This is a genomic window from Vibrio hepatarius (assembly GCF_018860525.1).
In the GTDB taxonomy this organism is placed as follows: Bacteria; Pseudomonadota; Gammaproteobacteria; order Enterobacterales; family Vibrionaceae; genus Vibrio; species Vibrio hepatarius_B.
In genome coordinates this window covers 29,726-53,219 of record NZ_JAHKPM010000010.1, presented here as the reverse complement: position 1 = coordinate 53,219, position 23,494 = coordinate 29,726, and the positions used below count along the sequence as shown (strand labels likewise).

At 39.9% G+C, this 23,494-nt stretch carries 28 protein-coding genes; 18 read left to right on the top strand and 10 right to left on the bottom strand.

The window, feature by feature from the left end; translation table 11 throughout:
* The first annotated feature begins 1 nt into the window (after window position 1).
* Together KO511_RS03120 and KO511_RS03115 are read left to right on the top strand one after the other, a co-directional pair.
* Window positions 2–493, top strand: a complete 492-nt coding sequence (locus tag KO511_RS03120) for a hypothetical protein (RefSeq protein WP_215986018.1) — start codon at window positions 2–4, stop codon at window positions 491–493.
* Window positions 486–2,435, top strand: coding sequence for an ATP-binding cassette domain-containing protein (locus tag KO511_RS03115; protein WP_215986017.1), 1,950 nt, complete (start codon window positions 486–488; stop codon window positions 2,433–2,435). The genes KO511_RS03120 and KO511_RS03115 overlap by 8 nt, the downstream gene beginning before the upstream one ends.
* 927 nt (window positions 2,436–3,362) lie before the next feature.
* Here the strand turns inward: KO511_RS03115 and KO511_RS03110 are convergent.
* Complete coding sequence (locus KO511_RS03110; protein ID WP_215986016.1) at window positions 3,363–4,235, bottom strand: hypothetical protein; 873 nt, start codon at window positions 4,233–4,235, stop codon at window positions 3,363–3,365.
* An 83-nt stretch (window positions 4,236–4,318) separates the two neighbouring features.
* On the opposite strand from KO511_RS03110, the gene KO511_RS22390 reads away from it, so the two are divergent.
* From KO511_RS22390 to KO511_RS03100, 3 genes are all read left to right on the top strand, one after another.
* On the top strand, window positions 4,319–4,450 hold the full coding sequence (locus tag KO511_RS22390; protein WP_289847764.1) for a hypothetical protein: 132 nt from the start codon (window positions 4,319–4,321) through the stop codon (window positions 4,448–4,450).
* Window positions 4,451–4,457: 7 nt separating this feature from the next.
* A complete protein-coding gene (locus KO511_RS03105) occupies window positions 4,458–4,847 on the top strand; it encodes a hypothetical protein (RefSeq protein ID WP_215986015.1) in 390 nt (129 codons plus the stop codon).
* A gap of 96 nt (window positions 4,848–4,943) precedes the next feature.
* Window positions 4,944–5,195 carry a hypothetical protein gene (locus KO511_RS03100; protein WP_215986014.1) on the top strand — a complete coding sequence of 84 codons (252 nt, stop codon included), beginning with the start codon at window positions 4,944–4,946 and terminating at the stop codon, window positions 5,193–5,195.
* A 199-nt stretch (window positions 5,196–5,394) separates the two neighbouring features.
* Here KO511_RS03100 and KO511_RS03095 read toward each other — a convergent pair whose 3' ends face one another.
* Window positions 5,395–6,333, bottom strand: a complete 939-nt coding sequence (locus tag KO511_RS03095) for a nicotinamide-nucleotide amidohydrolase family protein (RefSeq protein ID WP_215986013.1) — start codon at window positions 6,331–6,333, stop codon at window positions 5,395–5,397.
* A gap of 93 nt (window positions 6,334–6,426) precedes the next feature.
* On the bottom strand, window positions 6,427–6,720 hold the full coding sequence (locus KO511_RS03090; protein ID WP_215986012.1) for a hypothetical protein: 294 nt from the start codon (window positions 6,718–6,720) through the stop codon (window positions 6,427–6,429).
* Between the two features lie 289 nt (window positions 6,721–7,009).
* Here KO511_RS03090 and KO511_RS03085 point away from each other — a divergent pair, with 289 nt between their 5' ends.
* From KO511_RS03085 to KO511_RS03075, 3 genes are all read left to right on the top strand, one after another.
* The gene (locus KO511_RS03085; RefSeq protein WP_215986011.1) at window positions 7,010–7,684 is read left to right on the top strand and encodes a hypothetical protein; all 675 of its coding nucleotides are present in this window, start codon (window positions 7,010–7,012) and stop codon (window positions 7,682–7,684) included.
* Window positions 7,685–8,196: 512 nt separating this feature from the next.
* The gene (locus KO511_RS03080; RefSeq protein WP_215986010.1) at window positions 8,197–8,424 is read left to right on the top strand and encodes a DUF2835 family protein; all 228 of its coding nucleotides are present in this window, start codon (window positions 8,197–8,199) and stop codon (window positions 8,422–8,424) included.
* Between the two features lie 77 nt (window positions 8,425–8,501).
* Window positions 8,502–9,179 (top strand): hypothetical protein, encoded by a 678-nt coding sequence (locus KO511_RS03075; protein ID WP_215986009.1) that lies wholly within the window; start codon window positions 8,502–8,504, stop codon window positions 9,177–9,179.
* 59 nt (window positions 9,180–9,238) lie between these two features.
* On the opposite strand, the gene KO511_RS03070 is transcribed toward KO511_RS03075, so the two are convergent.
* Both KO511_RS03070 and KO511_RS03065 read right to left on the bottom strand, forming a co-directional pair.
* On the bottom strand, window positions 9,239–9,400 hold the full coding sequence (locus tag KO511_RS03070) for a hypothetical protein (protein WP_215986008.1): 162 nt from the start codon (window positions 9,398–9,400) through the stop codon (window positions 9,239–9,241).
* A 145-nt stretch (window positions 9,401–9,545) separates the two neighbouring features.
* A complete protein-coding gene (locus KO511_RS03065) occupies window positions 9,546–11,513 on the bottom strand; it encodes a hypothetical protein (protein WP_215986007.1) in 1,968 nt (655 codons plus the stop codon).
* A gap of 152 nt (window positions 11,514–11,665) precedes the next feature.
* Here KO511_RS03065 and KO511_RS03060 point away from each other — a divergent pair, with 152 nt between their 5' ends.
* Together KO511_RS03060 and KO511_RS03055 are read left to right on the top strand one after the other, a co-directional pair.
* Window positions 11,666–12,364: a hypothetical protein gene (locus KO511_RS03060; protein ID WP_215986006.1), complete on the top strand. Its 699-nt coding sequence runs from the start codon at window positions 11,666–11,668 to the stop codon at window positions 12,362–12,364.
* Window positions 12,357–12,623, top strand: coding sequence for a hypothetical protein (locus tag KO511_RS03055; protein WP_215986005.1), 267 nt, complete (start codon window positions 12,357–12,359; stop codon window positions 12,621–12,623). Before KO511_RS03060 ends, KO511_RS03055 begins: the two co-directional genes overlap by 8 nt.
* A gap of 181 nt (window positions 12,624–12,804) precedes the next feature.
* Here the strand turns inward: KO511_RS03055 and nrdB are convergent, their stop codons facing one another.
* The 4 genes from nrdB to KO511_RS03035 all read right to left on the bottom strand — a co-directional run bounded on the left by nrdB (window position 12,805) and on the right by KO511_RS03035 (window position 17,155).
* A complete protein-coding gene (gene nrdB / locus KO511_RS03050; protein WP_215986004.1) occupies window positions 12,805–13,956 on the bottom strand; it encodes a class Ia ribonucleoside-diphosphate reductase subunit beta in 1,152 nt (383 codons plus the stop codon).
* Window positions 13,957–14,032: 76 nt separating this feature from the next.
* Window positions 14,033–16,348, bottom strand: coding sequence for a class 1a ribonucleoside-diphosphate reductase subunit alpha (nrdA, locus tag KO511_RS03045; protein WP_215986003.1), 2,316 nt, complete (start codon window positions 16,346–16,348; stop codon window positions 14,033–14,035).
* A 251-nt stretch (window positions 16,349–16,599) separates the two neighbouring features.
* On the bottom strand, window positions 16,600–16,839 hold the full coding sequence (locus tag KO511_RS03040) for a hypothetical protein (protein WP_215986002.1): 240 nt from the start codon (window positions 16,837–16,839) through the stop codon (window positions 16,600–16,602).
* 1 nt (window position 16,840) lies between these two features.
* Window positions 16,841–17,155, bottom strand: a complete 315-nt coding sequence (locus tag KO511_RS03035; protein ID WP_215986001.1) for a hypothetical protein — start codon at window positions 17,153–17,155, stop codon at window positions 16,841–16,843.
* Between the two features lie 248 nt (window positions 17,156–17,403).
* Between KO511_RS03035 and KO511_RS03030 the strand changes: the two genes are divergently transcribed.
* The 7 genes from KO511_RS03030 to KO511_RS03000 all read left to right on the top strand — a co-directional run bounded on the left by KO511_RS03030 (window position 17,404) and on the right by KO511_RS03000 (window position 22,260).
* Window positions 17,404–17,970, top strand: coding sequence for an exonuclease domain-containing protein (locus KO511_RS03030; RefSeq protein WP_215986000.1), 567 nt, complete (start codon window positions 17,404–17,406; stop codon window positions 17,968–17,970).
* Between the two features lie 9 nt (window positions 17,971–17,979).
* Window positions 17,980–18,603 carry a hypothetical protein gene (locus KO511_RS03025; RefSeq protein ID WP_215985999.1) on the top strand — a complete coding sequence of 208 codons (624 nt, stop codon included), beginning with the start codon at window positions 17,980–17,982 and terminating at the stop codon, window positions 18,601–18,603.
* Window positions 18,587–19,168, top strand: coding sequence for a hypothetical protein (locus KO511_RS03020; protein WP_215985998.1), 582 nt, complete (start codon window positions 18,587–18,589; stop codon window positions 19,166–19,168). Before KO511_RS03025 ends, KO511_RS03020 begins: the two co-directional genes overlap by 17 nt.
* A 7-nt stretch (window positions 19,169–19,175) precedes the next feature.
* Window positions 19,176–19,889: a hypothetical protein gene (locus tag KO511_RS03015; RefSeq protein ID WP_215985997.1), complete on the top strand. Its 714-nt coding sequence runs from the start codon at window positions 19,176–19,178 to the stop codon at window positions 19,887–19,889.
* A 672-nt stretch (window positions 19,890–20,561) separates the two neighbouring features.
* Entirely contained in the window at window positions 20,562–21,401 is an 840-nt protein-coding gene (locus KO511_RS03010; protein ID WP_215985996.1) for a replication initiation protein, read from the top strand.
* Window positions 21,376–21,885 (top strand): hypothetical protein, encoded by a 510-nt coding sequence (locus KO511_RS03005; protein WP_215985995.1) that lies wholly within the window; start codon window positions 21,376–21,378, stop codon window positions 21,883–21,885. The genes KO511_RS03010 and KO511_RS03005 overlap by 26 nt, the downstream gene beginning before the upstream one ends.
* A 33-nt stretch (window positions 21,886–21,918) precedes the next feature.
* Window positions 21,919–22,260: a hypothetical protein gene (locus tag KO511_RS03000; protein ID WP_215985994.1), complete on the top strand. Its 342-nt coding sequence runs from the start codon at window positions 21,919–21,921 to the stop codon at window positions 22,258–22,260.
* Between the two features lie 284 nt (window positions 22,261–22,544).
* Here KO511_RS03000 and KO511_RS02995 read toward each other — a convergent pair whose 3' ends face one another.
* On the bottom strand, window positions 22,545–22,985 hold the full coding sequence (locus KO511_RS02995; protein ID WP_215985993.1) for a hypothetical protein: 441 nt from the start codon (window positions 22,983–22,985) through the stop codon (window positions 22,545–22,547).
* Window positions 22,986–23,056: 71 nt separating this feature from the next.
* Between KO511_RS02995 and KO511_RS02990 the strand changes: the two genes are divergently transcribed.
* On the top strand, window positions 23,057–23,440 hold the full coding sequence (locus tag KO511_RS02990) for a hypothetical protein (RefSeq protein ID WP_215985992.1): 384 nt from the start codon (window positions 23,057–23,059) through the stop codon (window positions 23,438–23,440).
* Window positions 23,441–23,494 lie beyond the last annotated feature (54 nt).

Here is a 23,494-nt window from a genome sequence, read left to right as displayed (position 1 = left end):
AATGGTAGGTTTCGTAGGTTTGCTGTCATGTGCATTGGCAGCAGTATTTTTAGTCTTTGTCGTGATGCTGTTGTCTTTCCTTCAGGCTCAGCTCGCCCCTACAGAAGGTACTTATAAGTTAGCGACTGAAAGTGGTCTCGTTTTCCCAATAGAAAGCCATATCCTTACCGATGAGGTCTTTCGTAGCATGATGGAGACATACGACCGCATTTATGGCGAACAGCCAGCTTACGTCAGCACATCATGCATTATCGGTGGCGCTCTCGATGGGGCTACTGCTAAACGCTATGCTACTTATAACTTCATCTTCTCGAAGAGAAAAGCTATCTCTGAAGGTGGGGAATTCAACATCGCGCAAGTAGACGCACTTCCTATACTGGAACGCGAATCGAAACTCTCTAGCATGTGCTTCGTTGCCATGAAAACTAAAGAGCTTCATCGCCAGTTAGAGGAATCAAACAATAAAGCGATAGCAAAAGAAAATAATGAATAGAGTCGATCTTGATTTGATAAAAGGATACCTACAAGAGCAAGGGGTAGGTATCCAGAGTGAAAACTATCAGCCTAAGAGAAAAACAGCTCATAGACAGGTAGTGAAAGAACTAATTGAACTGAACGAGCATCCTCTCATTAAAGTCGATATCGTTGATGTTGATGTTGAGAGCGATACAACAATACCAAGCGCCTTTATCGCGATACATAACGAGAAGGTGCATTTGGTAAGAAAGTCAGGGGTAGATGAGTTTATCGTAGAAGGGGGCGGAGAACTGCCCCCATTTGCATCCTCAGAGTGTTTCGCGGTGCGAGTTGGCTTCCGCTATGTTGAGGCGGCTAAAATCCCGCAGATGTTGATTAAGAGAACACCTCCAGTATCTTTATTGCTTCTGGTGCTGGTGGCTTTTGTTATGGCAAGTCCGGTTTATTCGAACTTGTTTAACAGTCGCCTAGTTTTTGGTGAATCTGTTTCTTCGCTTGTTGTTGTCTCCGCCATCTTTGTCATGATTTTTCTCGTGGAGTTCTTCATCAAAGAATGGATCATGGCAGAGCTAAATAGGCGCATTGAGGCCGAGAGTCGTATCGCAGAGGATGTGTTCTTCACTAAAGTGGTTAACTCGCGCCAAAAAGATGCCATTGTGCATTGGAAGACCGCTACCGAGTCTACTGTCGCTATCTGGAAGTCGGCAGGCCATATCGGTCTGGATGCGCTTACGGCGGCGGTGATCATTATAGCGTTTATCTTTATGCTCGGCGTAAATGCCATCTTCCCAATCACGGTGTACGTGGTTTTCTTTATCGTTCTGCTAACGATGAAGATGAAGGCATACCGAAAGATAATGATCCTGAACCAATTGAAAGACCAAAAGCTGACTTACCTTATTGGTATGGAAAAAGGCAAAAGGTTCTTCAAGTTCTTAAACAGAGAGCGTATCCGTAAGCGCTGGATGTCGATGACCAATGATGTTTCTGTATTCAACATTCAGATCCAAGATCATGAAGAGAAGTCGTCTGGCGTACTGAAGTTCTACAGCTCAACATCTATCGTGGTTATCTTTGTCGCGGCGTACTTCGCGATTCAGGCGGGAGATTTACAGCAGTCAGCCGTTATTGCCCTGATGCTTCTCAATGGGCGATGCTCGGGCGCTATTTCGGCACTATCAAACAGACTGTACCAGGCGATCATTGCACACTCGAAGATGAAAGGTGCAATCGCCTCGCTTCATGAAGAATATGAGCCTTCTATGTTCGAGGTCGGCGTTATGTACACCCCAACTGATGATATCAAGAACACCTTGAGCGCAGAAAACATCTCTGTGGTTTATGATGAGCATGCCGTTTTCTCTGGCATTGACTTGTCGGTATCTGAGGGGATGTCGCTCGCGGTAATTGGACCAGCAGGATCGGGCAAGTCGTCACTTCTTAAGGTTTTGGCGGGTTACATGCCACCGTCAGGTGGTTGTGTGTTCTTCAATAATGTCGCGCCTAGTGAATACGATTCAAACTTCTTTAAGGAGATTGTTTCTTACTATTCGCCAGAAGATCGATTTGTTGCAGACACACTAGGCTTTAACGCTTCACTCAAGTTTGGGGCAAACATCAAAAACTTCTTTGAATTACTGCGTGGCTTTGGGGCTAACTTTGTTTTGAACCAGCATGCCATTCACGGTGAGTCTGTCGAGTGTTTGAATCTATCTTCGGGGCAGTACCAAATTGTTAAGATGATTTGCTCATTGGGTAACAATCCAGAACTAATCATCATGGATGAGCCATGTTCGCACTTATCTCCAGTGGAAGCGCAGAGATTTATGCAAAGGCTTCGTGAGCGTTTCCCGAAAGCCATCATCATCTACTCATCTCACTCAGTGATGCTTACCAAGCAAGCAAACCTGATACTGGATATGAACAGAAAGGTGCTGTCGGTTAACAAGGCTAAGTAACGCGATAAGTTAAAAGAAAAAGAAAGGGGGTGACATTGTCACCCTTTATTTGATTCCCGCCACCATAGCTACTGATATCTTTCCACCTTTTAACGACTTTCCGAATTTCAGCTAAGCTGCATGACTTGGCCTACATGGAGAAGCGAAAAATTGAGATTGTTAAGGTCGAGAGAATTGATCGTGTATACAGGTTTTTAATTAAGGTTAAGAAGGCTCCTTTAACTGAGATTATTGGTATGAAGATAAATCGGTAACTCTGCCTTCTGGTATGTATTCTTCAACAAAAAAGCGAGCTGTTATGCTCGCTTTCTCTATTGCGAGTTTACTTATTCAGCCTTTAGTGAAGGCTCTCCATACATAAACTCGTTTCGACCCAATGCACAATAACCCTTAACACAACGATAAAGTGCCCAAACAATTGTGATAAATAGTGTGAAGAATCCGATAACCGCGAAGCTCAGGATTATGGAAATTGTTGACCAAAGAATTGCGTACCAGCCAGTTCTTTTAATGAACCTAAAGTGACCCGCAAGGAGTGGGTCTTTGTTTTCATAAGCCTTCCCTTCGATGTGCGCAATGATTAGGGCGATGATACCTGTGATGCCCATAGAGATGATCCCTAGGCCAAGTAAGATGTAATAGCTGATGTTTTGCTGTTTGATTTAACCTCGATTTGCATTTGTTCTTGTTTTATTTTGAAACTTCAAATTAATTAAACAAAATGTTGAATATAAATAAAAGCAAAATGATGAAATTTTTAACAACTTAAATTGATGAAACGAGGTCGGTTGCTGTGCACAACTCATGGATACAAGTTGTGCAAGCAAGATTCCTAAATGTGGATAGGGGGCAGTTAATGACTGGAGCTGCTCCTAGTCTCCGCCTAAGTGAACATTAGGTGAATTAGATCACTTCGTCAAACTCGTGTTACTTGAGTTCGCTATTCATTAGCCTGTTACACAAGTTACCCTTGGTGCCAAACATCCATAAAGGAAGAATGGGTGGAACAATCCTTAGTGTCATTCCGATCAAGAGCACAATTGGGGTTATGTGTTCGGGGCAGTCAATGCTCTGGATAGTATTCCCGCTAGCTACGCTAAGCACATAAAGAAAGGCCATGGATACAATAATCCCGTTACCTAATGCAACAAGGAAGCTTGAGAACCAGCTTCTCTTCATAGTTAGAACTTTTCTGATGCTAAAGGCCGTCCAATCAAACCTCTGTGTCACTGAGCTATCAAAATCGAACTTAGCCTTGTCTTTGTGGCTTTGGTTTAAGTTGATTGTGAGCCAATGTAAGAACGCTTGTGAGTGTTGTAGTGATATGATTGTGCCTAATTGCGTTCCGTCAGCCATTAAAAGCACAATACCCGATTGTTGCCTATAATGCTCAGAATCAACTCTCTGTTGTTCAGACGTTACTCTGTCTGTGGCGCACTCCTCTTCAATCAACCTTGCTTTATCGTTAAGTAGACCATTTTCTCTGTCCATCCAGTACACAGAAGCATTTATGTCGATCTGTTCAGAGTTTTGAATTCCACCTTTTGGAAGTTCATTCACTACAAATGAGCGGCCGATTATTCGTAAGAATAATTTTTTATCAATTTTGCTATTCAGCTTATGTGCGATTTCTCTGATTGCATTCACAACCTCTCTCGTGGCAATGACCCCCACAATTTCAGAAGACTTATAACCAAGAATCGGCTTGTTGATATCAGACTTTCTTGTGATTTCCTCATGAAAACCATCTTGTGTAAATATAAGACGATTAATTACTTTGAGCTTTCCTATTTTGTTCATGTTTTACTTTAAATTATGGGATTTCTCACAATGCCGTGTCAATATAGTGACAGATAAGCACTAAGCGCAAAAAAGGTAAGGTAATGAAAGTACTAACAAAAGTGGCTCTTGGCGGTCTTGTGAATCGTCATCCACAAAATGTGGAACTACACCTAAAAGATAAACACAAAGAGTATCTGAGTACTCAATTTATCGGTGAGGGATGTTTGGGATAGCGAATACATGCATTACAAACACGGATTGCCGAATATTGTGACTGAATGGTTGCAAGGATTTGGTATCGATAAGTCTTTTGACTCTGATTTCGTTATCGCTTCTATAATCGACCTTGTGATGAAATTCAGATCAGAAGGTGAAGAGAAATTCTTTGAGAAGGATGATTCTGTCTATAAAAGAGCGCTGCACCGCTCAGCGAAAGAAACCCAGCACTCAGATTTATTCAAAATCCCACTTCGTGGAGATGAAGTTAGATGGGGTGAGCCATCTAAGCTACTCGGTTATGCAGAGCACGAAGACTTGTGTTTGTACATTTCAAGTAACGCACAAGACACTTCCGTTTTTGAGAATCCAATTAGCGAAAACGAAGACATGGTCTTGCATGTGCCATACTGATAGGCCAATTTTGAAGAAGTCATTAGCGAATTTGAAGGTCTGTCATGTTCATATGATGGCAATGAAGCAAAAGTTGGTGAAGCTGGTGTTATCACTATGTTTAAGATGGATGCCAAGGGAGTAGAAGCTAAGCAGGCGGCTCACATGGGTATGTTATCTGCCTGCGCGATGATTCCAACAACGAAGCGCCATCCAAGAGTAGGGGTTATTGATAGCAATTTCTTTGTCTACATTACTGTAAAGTCTAAGTTGGCATTTGCTATCGAAGTTGAGCCTAGTGACTTTGTTGAAGGTAAGGGTGTTCCTGAGCATTTAAATCAATATTGTTACTTGTCGCTACTGCTATAGGTTTAAGTATTGTCTTTAAAGTGCTTGTAGCAATTCAGCCTGTGATTGTCGCAGCAACGTTTTTACTACTTCTTGATGTGGCAGGGTACTTGCCTGCGGCACTTAAGAATGCAGTCTCAGATTTGCTATCCAATTACTTATCCTTACTTCTTTAAGGTGGTAAAGGAGGAGAGATGAGTTAACGTTACTCATCTTTTTTTTACTCAAATGACAGGGCGGCGTTACTTCTGAGGTCTGATTGCTTGTTTTGCATCCAGTGCGGCAATCCTTCTAGCCTGTAGTCCTCGTAAGGAACTTCTATCTCTATGTATACTAAACCTAGATGTCTTCCTTCAAATACATCAACCTCTATCTTAAGATCACCGAACGGAATTGTGTATCTCGTCTTCTCTACAAAGCCAGTGCCAGAGGATTTGATGGCGTTATAGATGGCAAAAGATTGAGGGAAAGGTGTTTCGAATTCAATTTCTATATTCTTACCAAACTTTGTAGTCGAGAAAGCTTGAGTGTTGTTTAGTAGCCTTATGCGGCTGGCAAAACCATCACTTTTGGCTAAGTATACCTGTTTAATCTCATCTACCTTAGTTGAAATCTTCTTAATTTCATTCAAGCAAAAGGTTTTTGATGGTAAAAATTTAAACTCAATCTCTTTGGTTGGGTACAGGCTTATAAGTTTTGTGTGCAGAGTAGTTAGGATTAAATTCGTTGTGTACTCTCTAGCTTCAGTGCGGTTAGGCTGAGACTTTAAGTCGATTTTAACTACTTCGGTTTCATGCCCCTTAATAGCTATCGCTATAAATGCGTGTGCCTCTATCTCGTTGTAAGATTCAGCATAACCCGTAGTTGCTAGTCCAATGTCGCTGCCAAAAGCATTCATAACTCCTTCAGCCATTTGTGCTGCAACTAGGCTACTAACGCAGTTGCAAGACTCAGCTTCAGCTCTGTCTACTCCTAGAAGAGAAACTTTAGCTTCGAGGCTGTATGCGGTTATGCCGCCCGAATAGCTTACTGAAGCACTAGAGGGGTTAGCAAGGGCATTTTGAATCATACCAGATGTTAAGCTTTCAGCTACAGATACAGTTAGGCCGTGATCTGCTAGCGGCTCATGGATATTTTTAACAGTTGTATCTAGGTTCATGAGTATTCCTTTTTGATTTTTTTATTTTTGGTTTAAATTCCAGAGCAACCTCAAGTACTTCAGACCAATTCATAATGTGATTCAAGTCTGGGTCTAAGTTGTCATCTGAAACACCAAGAGTAAACTGAAATGATTAGCTCCTGCCTTCAGTCCTTCTCTCACATGTTTCGAACAATCATCAGCATAGAAGACCACATTTCGGCGATTCATAATCTTTCGGATTACATCTTCTTTGGGTTCGTCATTTTCATTTTCAAAGGGCAAACCTTTATGCTTTAAAAAAGCCACGATTCTACTGAACCATTTAGAGATAACCCCATCGACATCAAAGAGAAATACAGGTCTCCCGTAACCGCCAACCTTTGTAATAATTGAAAATTCATTCATTAATAAATCCTTAAAGTTGAATGAATGAAATCTATGTAATTATGGGCGTGAATTCACGCTCATGTTTCAAAGTTAGAATAATCAATGGTTCAGTTTAAATATTAGTTTTCATTGATTAATTTACATAAATATCATATGGTTACCAACCAAAAAGAACTTAACAATTGTTAGTTGATTTTAAGTTGATTTTGTAGGTTGTAATGTGTTCCTTATTAAAAAAAGACATTCTGATAGTCATTATATTACCACAATGTAAGCTTGCTCTATGTGTTTTTTATAGACCACTAGAATGCAAATTGAACTTACCCCAGATGACTGGGCGATTGGTGCCATGATCGGGCACGCGAGAAGGTTGAGTAATGAGAATAAGCGTAATAAATCTCGGGATAGAGGTAATGCAAAGAATATCCATGTAGATCTAATGGGATCTATGGGGGAGATTATTGCGTTTAAGGCATTCCAAAGATATGTCAGCGAAGAGTCGATGAAAAGCCAAATGAAGAATCTATTCGGTGTCGCCGGAGGGAGCCTTTTCACAGGAGCGGACTTCTACCTAGATTTACACCCCAAAAAATTAAGACTTGATGTAAAAACTTATGACTGCGACCCATCAAAACAATTCTTTGCTATCAATGCAAAGAAGCACAATAGACTTAAAGGTAAGTGTGATGGTTACTCATGTCTTCTGATACCCAAGTACAACAAAACCGCTTTCTTGATACCTAATGTTCCGTGTAGTGATGTAGATAGTTGGCAACTAAAGTCGTTAGGTAAGTATGGCGATCCATCGTTTAATATGCCAATTAGTAAGTTTGTTGAGAAATATGCTAGAAAAAGTATTGTAAACGACATTCGCAGATCTGAGTTTTTTGATAGGGACTTGATTAAGGTATCCCTAAAATCTCCGACTGTTAAGGATAAATTTTTCTCTATTTGCCCTGAGGCCAAGGTGCTTTTCAGCTAATTGAATAGAAAATTTTAAGCGACTCATAGTCGATTAAATAGTAAATCCCTTTGTTGTTTTAAAAGCTCCTTGTCTTGCTTACCAATCTATATTTAACATAATCCTCATAATGCGCACTAAGTTATTGATTTAAAAGGATAAACAAATTCGTATATAGGTGATTATTCTAGCGAAGCGAGATAAACACCTATATAAAGAGTCTGATTATACACTTTATGTTAAATTTATGTAAAAAAACAAACTCAAATATGGATCACTATATTACTACGCAACTCACGCCCATTTTGTTCTCAATTCATTGATAGGTAGGGTCATAAGGAATATTCCCACCACAGACAAAATATATAATTTATTGAAATTCAAAGACCATATTATGCAACGTTCGGAATATAAGGAGCGTAATTAAAATTAATAAAATTGTTGGATTTTCCATTAAATAGAATGATGAATTACAAATTACCGTACTATCGAACATTGATATGACCATGAAATACATTCAATAATCATAAGAAATGGAAAAACTTACTACTTACGAATTTAAGTTAACCCTCCCCTACGCTCACTTATCTGAAGTGTATGGGCAACCAAACGCTGATATAGTGGTCACTGCAACCAGCGGCACAAAGTTGGCTGTCAAGTTAGCCCGACTAAGACCATTCATAACCCAAGGAGGCGTGTCTGGAATTTTCAGAATCACTATAGGTAAAGGAAATCGCGTTGTTAGACTTGAGAGAATTTAGGCTTTGATTAACTTCATGATGATGGTTACACTAGTCGTGGTAATATAGAGATAGCCTTTCACAACTTGGATTCCATAATGGATAATCAGACCAATTTCTCCTCTGTTATTGAGAAACTCAAGACTTATGATATCAGCTCTACCGACATTGCCTCAGCAAAGCTTTGGTTGTCAAAGCAATGTTTTTCTATGGGTCTTGATGAGTTAGAAACAAATATCGCTCTATCAATACTAATGCCAAAATCGAACAGTCGATTAAACTTGATGGTATTTGGCTACAAGAGACACGGTAAAGATACGGTATGTGAATACCTTCGCGACAATTACGCTGTATCATTTGCTTCCTCATCTTACACAGCTTGCGAGCTTTTCTTGTTCGACAAAATAAAGGAAAAGTTTGGGTACAAAACTGTTGATGAAGCATTTGATGATCGCGGCAACCATCGCCAGCTTTGGTACGAAGAGATTAAAGCTTATAATGTCAAAAATGATCTTGATGCTTTAGGTAAAGTGATTTTTAAAAACAACAGTGTTTACTGCGGAATTCGAGACAAGGTAGAGTTTGAAGCCCTTAAGGCTGGTGGATATTTTGATTTGGCAATTTGGGTTGATGCAAGCGACAGGCTGCCGCCTGAGGAAGCTGAATCAATGAAGCTCACAAAAGAGGATGCAGACATTGTTATAACCAATAATGAAGACTTAGCTTCTCTTTACAAAAAGTTAGATAAGCTTTTTGATGCCATTCTTAAGCCATAATACAAAAAGCCGTTAGTTGATGAATCTCTAACGGCTTTAATTTTATCTGCATTACTTCATTAATCTGAAGCCTTACCTGCATTGAATCGTCCAGCATAGTATGCATTTAACTCTTCCATTACCAGCTTCATGCCTTTCATTTGGGTGGCACCAACCTTTTCGACAATGCTCAGAATTTCGGTGTCAGTAAGATCTTTAAGTGAAGAGGCTTGAGCAATCATTTTCAGAGCTTCGATTTCTGTTTATTTGAATGTGGCTTCTTTTTCCATTTTGGAACACTTTACAAACAAGAAAAGGTAGGACTGAGCCTACCTTTTGAGTTGTTGCTTTTTTCTGTTTTAAAATACAGAGATAATTCTGCTCTTATTAGTTGCTTGCGCCTGACTCAGATTCCGCTTCCTCAGCTTCACGCTTAACAAGACCTTCGTAATTGTACTTGATTACAGAATTCTTGTTATTTATGACCGCTACATCTACGTCACCCGCTTCATTGCTGTGCACCGACATACATTGTGAATCAGAGCATAGTGTATTTAGATGATTCCATGTCTCGTATCCGCTAAACAGTATTGACTTGTCGCCTGTCACGCCAGCAATGCTGCCTAGAATCAATTGTGTTCCGTCTGCGCGTACAACACTAATGTTTGAGCCGTTATTTTGTGCTGAGAAACCAAGCATGTCTATTTGGTCATCAATGTTATCTAGGCTGTATTCTGAAACAATTGGTTTTCCATCAGCGTCAATTGACACAGTGTACGCAGCAATCTTGTTAGCTCCCTGATCTAGGAGGTAAATCTGATTGGTTCCTTTGGATTGCTTAATTTGTGTGTAATTCCCATCGATTGATTGCTCGGTAAGTTTATCGTCAATGTTTACCGATGCTTTGTTCGGGTTACAGGCATAAAGGTATCCGTTGCGATCTGTCGCCATTACAGGTAGAGAGTTGTTACCTGCCGCAGCGGTAAGCTTTACACCTTTAATCGAACCGCCATTTGCAGACTCATTAATCAATTCAGAGCAAGATTTGTTTGTCAGTGGGTCGTAGAAACCGTCTTCTTCCAATTCGCTTGAGGTAAGAATGCTGCCATTATCCAAATACAAGAAATCAACAAGGTTTAGATCTGTTGGATTACTTGGCACTTGGGTGTTTACATCTTTTACGGTTGTCGCGTCTGCTGCTGACACAACCTCAAGGTATTTGGCACCAAAATCACCAACTCTGTAAAAAGTACCATCATCAAACTCTACGGTTATTTCGTTTGCAGAAATGTTGTTGTGTACCTTTTTTGCTCCAGTTTTAGAGAATGCTAATGGTGGCAAACTTTCACCAAGAAGCTTGAGGTCACCTGTTGATGTTAGGTAGCCACTAAACGCTTGGTTGGTAAAGAAAGTGTTTGGCGCTATGTCGGTGAGTTCAACCTCAGTTTCAGGTCTAGGATCGCCTTTTTTAGGGAAGTACAATGCGGTGTTTCCGCTCTTTTCGAAAATGACACCATGACCACAATACGCATTGACTTCATCTAGCGTCCCAGCATCATATGTGTGTATTGGTGTACCAAGGTTGCTTTCATCGAATCGAGAAATTGTGGTTCCTTTGTAAGTAAAGTATTCAGTACCACAATCTAGAACATATTCACTGCCTTCAAATTCAGTAAGCTCTTGAGATTCACCATTTGCATTCACTGAAATGCCCCAGCGTTTATTTGGGAACTCATATAGTTCTTTGCGCATGAATGACTCGCTAGGCTCATCAATAGAAGGCATGTCAATTGCAAAATCATTTAGGCCAGGATCGTCCTTATTGACGAGGTAAACATGCCTTGGTGCCATTGTTTCAGCGTTTTGAGAAGATAAAAAAGTATCTTCATTCAGGCGGATAACATAACCATCTTTACCCAAATGGAAGAATTTTGCTTCATCGAAACCCTTATTGGTTTCAAGGTCGAAGGTCTTAATAACATCCTCTTGCTTGTTCCCGTCCTGATCGACAGGCGATATAGTTAAGGATATTTGAGCATCTGCCTCAAGCTCAGAGATTTCAAGAGTTCGGCTTGTGCTTTCTCGGTTATAAAGCAGCTCAGAGCGCTTAGTGACAATCCATTTTGTGGTAGTTGCATCTAAATCACATCCTGAGCACTCAAAACTCATTGAAACTTTGGAGTTCGGAGCAAACTGACCTGAGAAGGAAACTGATTCGATAAGAACAGTTTCTTCAGGCGGCTCCACTGGTGGGGGTGTTTCATTGTCGTCATGAATATTGTTGCCATTTTCACAGCCAGATAAAAACAATACGCTTAGCAGAAGAGCAAGCGCACTTTTATTGTATGAGATCATAATTTTTCTATTTCACTATTTATTTGATGGTTTATTCTAATAACACAACGTGTATTAGAGCAAGAATCCCACGCCCATGGTAGCAATATAATGACATAATTTATCAATTGAGGTAAATTGCTCAAATAACAAACGATCCGTGGGTGTTTACTATGCCAAATTATGTAACTGTTCAAATGTCAGTTATCGCAGATACACTAGAGAGAAAGAATTCTGTGATGCTTGATATCTTGGATGACACAGGAACTTTCTCTTTAACAAAATTCATCGATATTCCAGAAATCACCTCAAAACCAGAGCCTTCAAGAGTTCTACAGCCTATGGAAGAGGCTATGAGATTAATTTGGGCTGTGACAAGGTGGGGGACTTTGGATGACATCTATTGCTTTGAGTTAGATTACAAATTTCTAGAAGTTAGTAGATGGCACTTTTCTCGCTCTAAAAACACACCTACTGACAACGTACCACTCCGCTGCTACCCACACAGAATCAACAAAAAGAGATTTAAGAAATCTTTGTCTGTTAATGGCGTGCCCCATCGAATTAGGTTCCTCTCTTCATGGAAGCCACCTATTAAGGCGATGAAGGAAATATCAAAACGTTTCCCTGACGATAGCTTAATGATGGACTTCGCTGATAAGGATGATCTTGGTTTTAATTGCGGAACAATGATATTCAAAAATGGGAAAATTATTGATTCAGATGTATCTCCAGAAAACCAGAGTGACTCAGAGGCCGTTCTGTGGCGGAAATATGCAGTTAACCTCGTCTATATGGGGCTTTCTAGACAGGAAATTGGTTTGAATGAAAAGTGGGATTACCCAGAAGAAGAGGATTGTGAAAATGCGTAGAGTAACTCCTGTAAGCAAGCGAGTGGCTCAGGTTCGTCCTCCGAAAATTTTTAAAACACCTTCAGCATCAAGGCTAAGAAAATTTATCTTTCGTATGGATAGGTTTAAGGAAAAGCTTTTTATCGACGTATTCGATTTAGAAGGAAGCCGTCTATCGGAAGATGAATTCTTTTTTAAGTTCGATGACATCTTTGATGCGGCAATGTCTATTAACGATGTAAAAATTGCCAGAGACACAAGGGAGAAAGTCGATGGTTAATTAAAAAGTCTTGATGGAATTAATGGATAATCGACGGTGATTGCCTAGAGTACGGTGTGATTCTTGAATATGCCCTTCTGCGCAATTGTAGTCTAGTCTGACGCCGGAACTGGCTGCCGCCCTTAAAAAGGGCTTGTTTGTTGCGATAATGGCCTCGCCGTTTGGCGAGACCATCTTAACCTTAGAGGTTATCAATGTCGTAGTCCGAGAACTCTTCATCATCCATGTTTGAGTCAACCTGACCAACTAGGTAGCTAGAGATCTCAGTTTCCTGAGGAGCAACTTGAACATTGTCTGAAGACAACCATGTGTTAATCCATGGAATAGGGTTACTTGTTGCTTCTGGGTACGCAGAAGGAAGGCCAACAGCCTGCATACGAATATTGGTAATATATTCAACGTACTGGCTTAGAATCTCTTTGTTTAGGCCAATCATAGAACCGTCTTTGAATAGGTACTCTGCCCATTCTTTCTCTTGTTCAGCCGCTTCTTTGAATAGGTCAAAACACTCTTCTTTCGCCTCTTCGGCAATCTGCATGAAGCTGAAATCATCCTGACCATTACGAAGCAGGTTGATCATATGTTGAGTGCCGTTTAGGTGCAGGGCTTCATCACGAGCGATAAGCTTAATGATTTTCGCATTGCCTTCCATTAACTCGCGCTCAGCGAATGCAAAAGAACAAGCGAATGAAACATAGAAACGAATTGCTTCTAATGCATTCACTGACATCAAACAGATGTATAGTTTTTTCTTAAGATCTTGAAGAGTAATCTTAACTTTCTCGCCATTAATAACATGTTCACCTTCGCCAAAACGATGGTAGTCATTAGAGGCTTGAATTAGGTAATCATAATAATGAGCAATATCTTTTGCGCGTTTTAGGATGTGTTCATTCTCAACAATGTCGTCAAACACAGTACTTGGGTCGTTCACAATATTTCGAATGATATGAGTGTACGAACGGGAGTGAATTGTCTCCGAGAATGACCAAGTCTCAATCCAAGTCTCTAGTTCAGGAATAGAAACTAATGGAAGTAGAGCTACGTTAGGGCTTCTACCTTGAATAGAGTCAAGCAGAGTCTGATATTTCAAGTTTGAGATAAAAATGTGCTTTTCATGCTCAGGAAGTTTATTGAAATCAATACGGTCTTGAGATACATCAACCTCTTCAGGACGCCAGAAGAAAGATAGCTGCTTCTCAATTAGTTTTTCAAAAATTTCGTACTTCTGTTGGTCATATCGCGAGATATTTACAGGATTACCAAAGAACATTGGCTCAAGTAGTTGATTGTTCTTAGTTCTGTTAAAAATAGTTTGTTTTTTGTGTGTCATGATTTCTCTTTCGCTAAAACAGGTTGCCCATATGGGCAACCTAATATTTATTACTTAATTTATTGCTAGAAATTCTCTAGATCTTGCAGCCGCCGCCACATTCATCGTCGCTATCTTGCTCTACAGCCACTACAGCTTTGGTTTCCGTAGGCTTAGTGCTTTCGTCATTCTGTCCATCCCGAGTGTTGTGGTAATACAGAGTTTTTACACCAAACTTGTAGGCATCTAATAAGTCTTTGACGATTTGGGTGACTTTAACTTTACCACCGACGAAACGTTCAGGGTCGTAGTTTGTGTTCGCTGATATAGATTGATCGACGAACTTTTGCATGATACCCACTAGTTGTAAGTATCCGCTGTTGCTTGGTATATCCCAAAGCAGCTCGTAGTTATCTTTAAGCTCACTAAGGTTAGGAACAACTTGTTTCAAGATCCCATCTTTAGATGCTTTAACACTTACGTGTCCACGAGGAGGCTCGATACCATTTGTCGCATTCACGATCTGAGAAGATGTTTCTGAAGGCATTAGCGCTGACAGTGTGCTGTTACGCATACCGTACTTAGCAACGTCAGCTTTCAGGGATTCCCAGTCAAGCTCTAGGCCAACAGTAACCAGACCGTCAACTGATTTCTTGTAGGTATCAATAGGGAAAATACCTTTTGAGTATTTGGTCTCATTGAACCATTCACAAGCGCCCTTCTCTTGAGCCAACTTCATAGAAGCTTTAATCAAGTAGTACTGAATTGCCTCGAAAAGTCGATGAGTTAAGTTGTTTGCGCTACCGTCACTGTATCGAACGCCATTTTTAGCAAGGAAATTAGCAAAGTTAACTACACCTACTCCTAGAGCACGTCGCTTAAGTGTTTTACGGGCAGCTTCAACTGGATAGTCTTGGTAGCTAAGTAAGTTATTAAGTGCACGAACTGCTACGTCTGCCGTTTCCTCAAGTTCATGGAGATTATCCATAGAGAACTCGCCAAGGTTGAATGCAGCTAGAGTACAAAGTGCAATTTCACCATCAGGATCGTCAACGTTATTCAAAGGTTTTGTAGGAAGTGTGATTTCCATACATAAGTTTGATTGTTTGACTGGGGCAATAGCCTCAAGGAATGAACTGTGCGTGTTACAGTGGTCGATGTTTTGGATGTAGATACGACCTGTTGAAGCACGTTCATTTGCAAGCTTGGTCATTGCATCTTGTGCTTTAATGACTTTTGTTTTGCCTTTTAGCTCAGGATCGTTCTCATACTTAACGTACAATTCTTCAAACTTCTCTTGATCAGAATAGAAAGCCTCAAGAAGCTCAGGTACGTCTGATGGAGAGAATAAAGTGATAACATCTTTCTGAAGGAATCGTTTATAGAAAAGCCCATTAAGCTGTACGCCGTAATCTAGACCACGAACACGGTTTTCTTCTACCCCTTTATTGTTCTTTAGAACAACAAGTTCCTCATACTCAAGATGCCAGAACGGATAGAATAAAGTTGCAGCTCCGCCGCGAACCCCGCCTTGAGAACAACATTTTATCGCTGTTTGGAAGTATTTGTAGAATGGGATACATCCTGTGTGGAATGCTTCGCCGCCACGAATCTCAGAACCCAGTGCACGTATTGCGCCAGCATTGATACCAATACCTGCACGTTGAGAGACGTATTTAACAATTGATGCAGAAGTAGCATTAATTGAATCTAGACTGTCACCAGATTCGATTTTAACACAGCTACTAAATTGTTTTGTTTTCGTTCTAGCGCCACTCATAACTGGTGTCGGTAGTGAAAGTTTTCTAGACGCTACCTGATTGTAGAATCTGCGAATGCTCTTCATTCGAGTTTCTTTAGGTTCACTCATATGAAGAGTTGCAGCTACAAGGATATAAAGCATCTGAGGAGTCTCATATACTCTGTTAGCAACACGGTTCTGAACAAGGTACTTACCTTCGAACTGCATAACCGCTGCGTATGCATAGGTAAAGTCCAATGAATGATCGATGAACTCTTCCATAGCATTGAATTCTTCTCCGGAGTATGCATTAAGTAACTCAGGGTCGTAACCATTCTTCTTCAGTTTAGCGAGAGCGTTAACATGATCGAACAAGTGTGGTGGCTCAAAACGACCATATGCCTCTTTACGCAAAGCAAAGATTCGTAGGTTTGCTGCAACATACTGATAATCTGGTGTTTCAGCAGAAATCAGGTTTGAGGCCGTTTTTGTGATTATCTCGTGAATATCTGAGGTCTTAATGCCATCGAAAAATTGGATTTGAGATCTAAGTACGATAAGGCTTGGCGAGGCGTCTCTGCCCTCGCATGCCCAATCGACAACTCGGTGTATTTTCTCGATATCTAATGGCATTAAGCTACCATTACGCTTGGTTACATTTATTGAAGTCATCGTTTTTTCTAATTTTTAATTTAACATCTTTATATTACCGCATTCTATCAGATTTTTGACTTAGAACAAATAAATCAAACACGTTAATTAATCTCAAAAACCATAACCTAAATATGTGTTTTGTATAGCCAGATAATACAGCTCGTGACCATTGTCTATATAAATATTCAGAATTGCTAAGCCTTGGTTTTGTGCACTTCGGTTAAAGTGGGCGCTAACGCGCCCGACTTCCTAATAGGCACACTAAAAAATCAGTTTTCGACCCTACGTTTAGGCAAAGCTAAAAGCTCTTGTTCTTGATTACTCTTTTTCATGAATCCGTCGAGCTTAAGTACACATAGCATGAGTGTTAGTGAAAACACTTCGATTAGACCAGCGCAAGCGTAAATGATAATTGCGAGGACGCTCTCTTGTGTTGATGCGCTTGTGTTTGACATCAGATCCACAATCTTCCTATTAAGATTACTTATTTCGTCAGAGGTCAATTCCATTTTACTTACTTACTTGGTTGGCGCTTTTATGTTCTGCGAACAAAACACGCTTATCATCTAGTTCCTTCTTCAGCATTTCAATTTTAGCCAAGTTAACTGCGCTTTGGGTGTTGGTCTGAAGGTTTGCTGTAATACGCTCTTCGATTGTTGATGCTGAGGCATTGAAGGATATTACCGTCATGGCGCAATAGACTACAGAGATAATTGCTGAAAACCCCCACTGCTTTCTAGATAATGCGTAAAAAATAACTATTGGCAAAATGTGCTTAACGATATCTAGTGAAGCACCAAGTACCAAAGATAGACGCTGTAACATAACCAATAATGGCTAGCGTTCCGTTAATTTTTGAATCTTGCACAATTCTCTCCCTATGAAAATTTCTCTCTGCAATTGCATCATTATTTTACTACAAGAATGTGAATTAACAATCACAAGCACAATCATAAATGCATGTATTTAAGGGTGATTTCACAAGGCTGACCTTCAATTTCGCACAAATTAATACTTTTAGACACATTTGAAATCCTCGTTTTCGTTTTCTATCTTTCAACCAAAAAATAAACATGTGTACTAAAATCGGAAGGGCTTCAGCCATCACGCTTTGCTTAGATTTGGAATTTAGCTACGGGAGAAAGAACAACGAACGTGTAGATATATATGAGATCGGGATTGTAGCCTTAGACGGCTTTGGTAAAGAGGTTGATGTGTTCCAGACACATGTGAAACCAGACTACTTATGCCCCACAACATTAGACTTTCTATCTCTAGCGCCATCAGACTTCACAAGTTCACCAAATCTCAAGGTTGCAATGTCAATGATGAATGATTTTGTAAAAAATATTGAGGCAACTTGTGCAGGGACGCTTAGGTGGTGCTCTTGGGGAAAAAGGGACAAGGATATTATCTCTAATAAAGCAGGTTTAGTATCCTTACCTAATGGTCATAGACTCACGAAATCTAAATATTTTGATGCCCAGAATGAATTCTACCGTAGTGTCCCAAGAGTAAGACTAAGACACTCACTGCGTGAAGCTGTTGAGGATTTTTGCGGAGAGTACATTGAGAATCATCATTCAGCTTTAGATGACGCTCGTGCGCTTTCTAATATTGTGAAAACATATCGTATGTAAGGAGTTTTGATGAAAAACCTGATCTTGTTTACCGCTCTTTTATCTTTATCGCCTGCATCTTTAGCGGGAGACCTTAGCCCAAGTCAAGAAAGATACATTGATAAAATCAATAAGGCTATATCAACTTCCAGTTCGAAGTTAATTAAAGAGTCTTTAATATCACAAGCCAATGATGCCATCGCTATATCTGGCGAAGCAAAACAACTTTTGAAAGTCTATCATGGAAATATTGATCTTCATGATTTTAAAACTTTGTACACTGAAACTATGAAGTCAGGTGAGCTGCATAAATTCAAAAATGCTTTGTCGGAACATGGTGGCAAAAGTGTATTAATGGCAGCATCACATGAGTATAAAAATAAAGATCATGGTTGTGAGGTAAGTCTAGATAGCTACGGAATCAGGCATCAACAAGAATTGCACAAAATAACAGTAACTTGTATGCCGACTGTATACGGGAGGAACCACTGGGTTCCAGTTACACAAAAAATAAAAGATGTTTATTATCTATCTGTGGAGAATGGTACGGAAGTCCTTGAGCAAGTGGAATTTGGTTTATTAAATAGCTATTCTCAAAGCATTGAATCACTATTAAAAGAAATAGATAAGAGCCTTAATGAAGAATTTATATAAATTAACTTTAATAGCACTATTATCTCCTGTTTCTGCGCATGCGCTATCGGAATCAAATAATGTGTTTTTTGATCAGCCCCTAGGTGGGGAATTCGATTCCAGTATGCCGAATCAAGACTTCTCTAATGAGTTACCTTCAGGTGATGGGACGATTACATACCTTTACAAACCTAAGGAAGAGTTAGCTATTCCTTTCAGAGATTATGCTGCTTACTTAACACCAATATCAAAAAAAGTGGCAATTGTTGAGGCTAGTAAATTAGAAGATAACTTTGAAACTTGTACAGCATCCTTAAGATACTTTACTAGAGAATATGCGGACAAAACTCTTACAAAATTCAAATCCTTGGAGCAGCTTTCTGGCCTTGGGTATACAGTAAACCAAACAGCAAACCCTAATATTGAAATTAGATACAGCCCTGAAGACCAGCTTTCTCTTCAATATGGTTGTACTCCAAGCTCGATTAAAAAAGGGAAATTTGCATTTATTGTTTCTTTTAGCGATGGAAAATTGAAAAGTATCGCAGAGAAGGAGCGTGACAAAATTTTAGCAACTAAAAATTAAAAATATCATGAATAAAAAAATATCAATAATTGCACTTGGAGCATTATTTTCAACTAGTGCATTTGCCTACGAGGCAAAAACTTACACTGAAGCTGATTCACAAGCTCCACAAGAGGAAACAACAAGTATCAGAATGGGTGAATCAATCCAGTCACCATCTAGAACACTAGATAAATTTTCGCCAGACATGATTACCAGTTATGGTTCGGTACGTTACCTTGGTGTGAATGAAAATTCTAAAAGTAGTGGATTTGAGGTTGAGCTTGGTGTTGCCGTTAAGGATTTCGAGCTTTCAGTTGGATATCGTGATCACGGCACTGAGATGGATCATGCAGGAGTTCAGACTGATGAAAGTATTGAGCAGATTCGTGCAAGATTACTAGCACCTTTGTATGTTGCTGAGGATTACTCAATTCAGGCTGGTGTTAGTTACGCAAGAACACAGTCTGATGTGAAATTGATCGACAACCAATCGTTTTTCGGAACAGTTAAGATTAAAGGTCAGTTATCTGACAGCGTTGTAGGTTATGCTTTGGCTGGCATCGAGTTTTCAGATGAAAACCAAATCATCGACGAAACAGAGTACGACGTACATGATGATTTCACCTATGCCTTCGGACTTGATTACTACGCCACCAAAAACCTAGCTGTTGGCGCTTCAGTCGCGTTTGGTAGTGAACTTGATAGTGTCTACACTCTTGCAGCGACCTACAATTTCTAGATACCTAAAGTGTGGGCACCTAACTATGAGGTGCCCTCCTTCCCTCTCCCTCTCTTTAAGCCACTCTAAGTACCTAGACACTAAAATCACTCCTAACGCACCTTAAAATAGCTTAGAAAGCCTCTGGTGAAGCTTGCAACATACAACTTGGTTTCATTTTTTTGTGAAATTTGTCCTTTTAAGGGATCTAGAAAAGGATCTAGTTGAATCATTCCGATTTTTCATAAAAATCGCGTTGTAGTTGATCTAATTGATCTTATTGTATTTGGTGGAATTCGGCCTATATTTCAATAATTTAAACCAACTTACCCTGAGAAAAAGGTACGCTTACTCTGAGCGAAAGGTACACCTAACCTTTCGTTTAAGGATCTCAGATTTTATTGCCATAATTTGCTGGTTGAAATTTGAGCGTTTTTTTATAAAAACGCATTGTTTAATGTTAATTGTAGATCTAATTGTAATTAATCTTATTGTAGGTGCCTGAAATATTCTTTATGTTCAATGGCTTAGATAACATTGCCCTGAGCAAAAGGTACGGAACTCTGAGGGAAAGGTACGCTAAACCTGAGTAAAAGGTACAGAACTCTGAGGGAAAGGTACGCCTTTAGATCTTGTGCCCCTTGAGAGTTGTGGTAATATCGTGACTTCATGACAGGATCCGGAGTACAAAATTTGTCCAATAATCGACCTTTAAGGCTGAATGGTCAGTCGAAGGTTCAATTAACTAACACCTTCTCTGATTTAAGCGTTTTTCCAAACATTCACTCATATCGCGTGTGTATGTCTTTTTTGGCGGTTATTCCGCTCGATTACGCTTGCTTGGAAGATGAAACTCCCGAGAATGTCATAAAGTATTTCCGGAAAAAACTGACCCAAGATGAGGATTCATTAAGGTTCTTCATTGATTTCAAAGATTTCTTGAGTTCTTGGGAGTTGGCGAACCCAAGAAAAGCAAAGCAAATGGTTAAAGAGCATTGCTTGAAAGAATTGATCACAACTCATATCAGGTGTGATGACTCTACACTTCGCAGTGTTTTTGAAGAGGTGAAGACTGTCGATGACACGATTGTGGTTTGGTTAAATGCACGAGCCATGCCGTTTCTGATTAATGCTCATCTTGCTAAGACAGGATTTATGTATCGAATCCCAATTGAGCTTCTTAAGCCATTCCGAAGTGTTTACACAGTTAAGATTTTCGAACGGTTAGTGCGCTTTTCAGATACAGGGGTTCTTTATATGACCCCGCAGAGCCTTAAGAAATTAACAGACTGTAAGAGTGAAGATTACTCGACACTACGTCGCGATGTTCTGATGAAAGCGGAAAAAGAGCTGATCAAATACGGTTTGCTCAAAAAGAAATTCGATATCAAGACGGAGAAATCAGGTAGAAAAGTTTCAAGAATCATCATCGAGTTTGAACTAACTGATAAGGTTCGTCCGCCAAAAGAAGATCTTTCTGGTTTTGTCGGAAATGAGGAAGAATACTATGAGCAAGAAGCACTTATCGCGTAAAGTAGACATTTTTGGCGGATCTGATTTTCATTTGGAGTTCGCTGTAAGGCAAAGAGACTTTGATGTCGATGCTTTAATGCCTCCTGCTGAAGTAGATACTGACGCATTCAATATTTGCCTCTTGGCTGGTGATATAACTGTACCGAAGAAAACGCATCGTTACGTAAATTGGTTCGAGAAATTGTGCTCAAAATTCGATTTTGTTTTATATGTCGAAGATAATCATGAGCACTGGAGAGGATATGTCGGTCAAAACTTTGATAGACTGAAGCGAAAATGCTCTCACATAGAAAATCTCCACTTTCTTCGACGAGAAACCTTCGAGGTTGCTGGTCTGGGTTTCTCGGTAGTGTCAGCGACACTTTGGTCTGACTTGGGTCAAAACGATTATTCGAGTAATTATGATCTTTGCGTTCCTAGTGCTAACTATGGACGCGCAATAGTTCAAGATTTCAATTTCATTCGAGAGCTTAAGTTTGGTTGATTTCCGAGACTTAAGGTTCCAGGCTATGTTCGCTTGCATCGTGATGATGTTAGATTTATTGAGCAGGAATCTCATAGACTCAGTTCTCGTGAGAATTATAAGGTTCTCTTAACACACCACTCTCCAACCAAAAGAAGTTTGTGGAAGTATGATGGGCATAAGCCCACTTATGATGCATTTGACGCAACTGATCTTGAGTCACTTATAAAGCTTGGTGGGTTTAATATAGTTTTTCATGGTCATATTCACCGAGATGTGCCATTGATTGAAAATATTCATGGTGCCTTATTGGCCTCGAATCCTGCGGGATGTGGGGAGATCGGGAAAGAAGGCTCAAATTATAGACTAATCAAGCTTGCCTCCATACCTGTTTGATATTTTACCAATCGGAAAAAATAAGTAGACTTAAAATAAATACCCGTATTGAAATGTTAATTAGGTATGAGGAAAATTTATCCCGATTAAGGCAGAACAAGGGCTTGAAAGAGGCTCATCCAGAACTGGAGCTATATCTTTCTGAACGACTTTTTGATTTGTATAAATTTAGTCAAAGAGAGATGGCTTTCGCCAGCAATTTTGTTGTAAAGTCTCGGCTCTGCGAGTTCGAGCGAGGCCTTACAACTGTGGAAAATATACTGGCGAATAGCCTTGAGGCTTAATCATTTTTGGTTTGGTTTATATTGTGAGACAAGTTTTTTCCAGTGCATAACGGTTGGCTTGTCTCCTTCGTGAACGATCATGCAAAAGCCTTCTCTTGCCGCTAGAACCCTTAGGCTTCTTAAGTTTTTCTCATCTTTTCCTTCAGTGTAGTTTTCCACAAACTCCATTCCTTCTAGAATGTCTGAATATCCTTTAACGAAGTCATTGGTTTTAAAAATTCTGGCAATCGTTGTAACTTCCTTCGATGGCGCGTACTCGCTACGAATAACAACATTTTCAGTAACTACCCAAATTCCGTAATTGTCCCATCCAGAATATTTTTTGGATATTTTTCTCCTGAACCGATCTGCGTCAGGTTGCGGCTCTATGTATCCCAAAATTCGCCAATGGTCTTTGCCGTTTGGTTTGGCGCATACAATCCATCTTGATTTATCTGCCATTTGTGTTTTTATATAACTGTATAAATAGATAGGTTATTGTTCAAATGCAAACATTACCAATGGAGGAGTCTATGCACAAGATGAAAGTGTCCCGAAGATATGGAAATCTGTTTGTTGCCTCTGTAATTCATATCGATTCCTTTGGAGAAAGAAAGGTTTTTCCGCAATCTAAAATACCCATTGTGTTTCGAACTGATGCTACAGCAAGAATGATAGCTAAAATGGCATTAAAGGCGGAGGTATCCGATAGTGAGCAAGAAAAACTCTCCCTGTTTGTGGAGGGCTGCTTAGTTTGCAGCTCGACTAAGGAAGTTCTAGAAGAGGTTGTTTCGTTGTGGAAAAAACAGAGTGTTAGTATAGGGGTTGTGGAAATCAAGAATGAAGTTGTTCAAAAGCACAATGATGAAGCTGGTAGTGACATTGTGCTTAAGGCTATCTATAGAAACGGTATATAGGTTAAATTAGCAATTTCGCCGTAAACCCTCGCCTGATCTGAGGGCGGGGATATA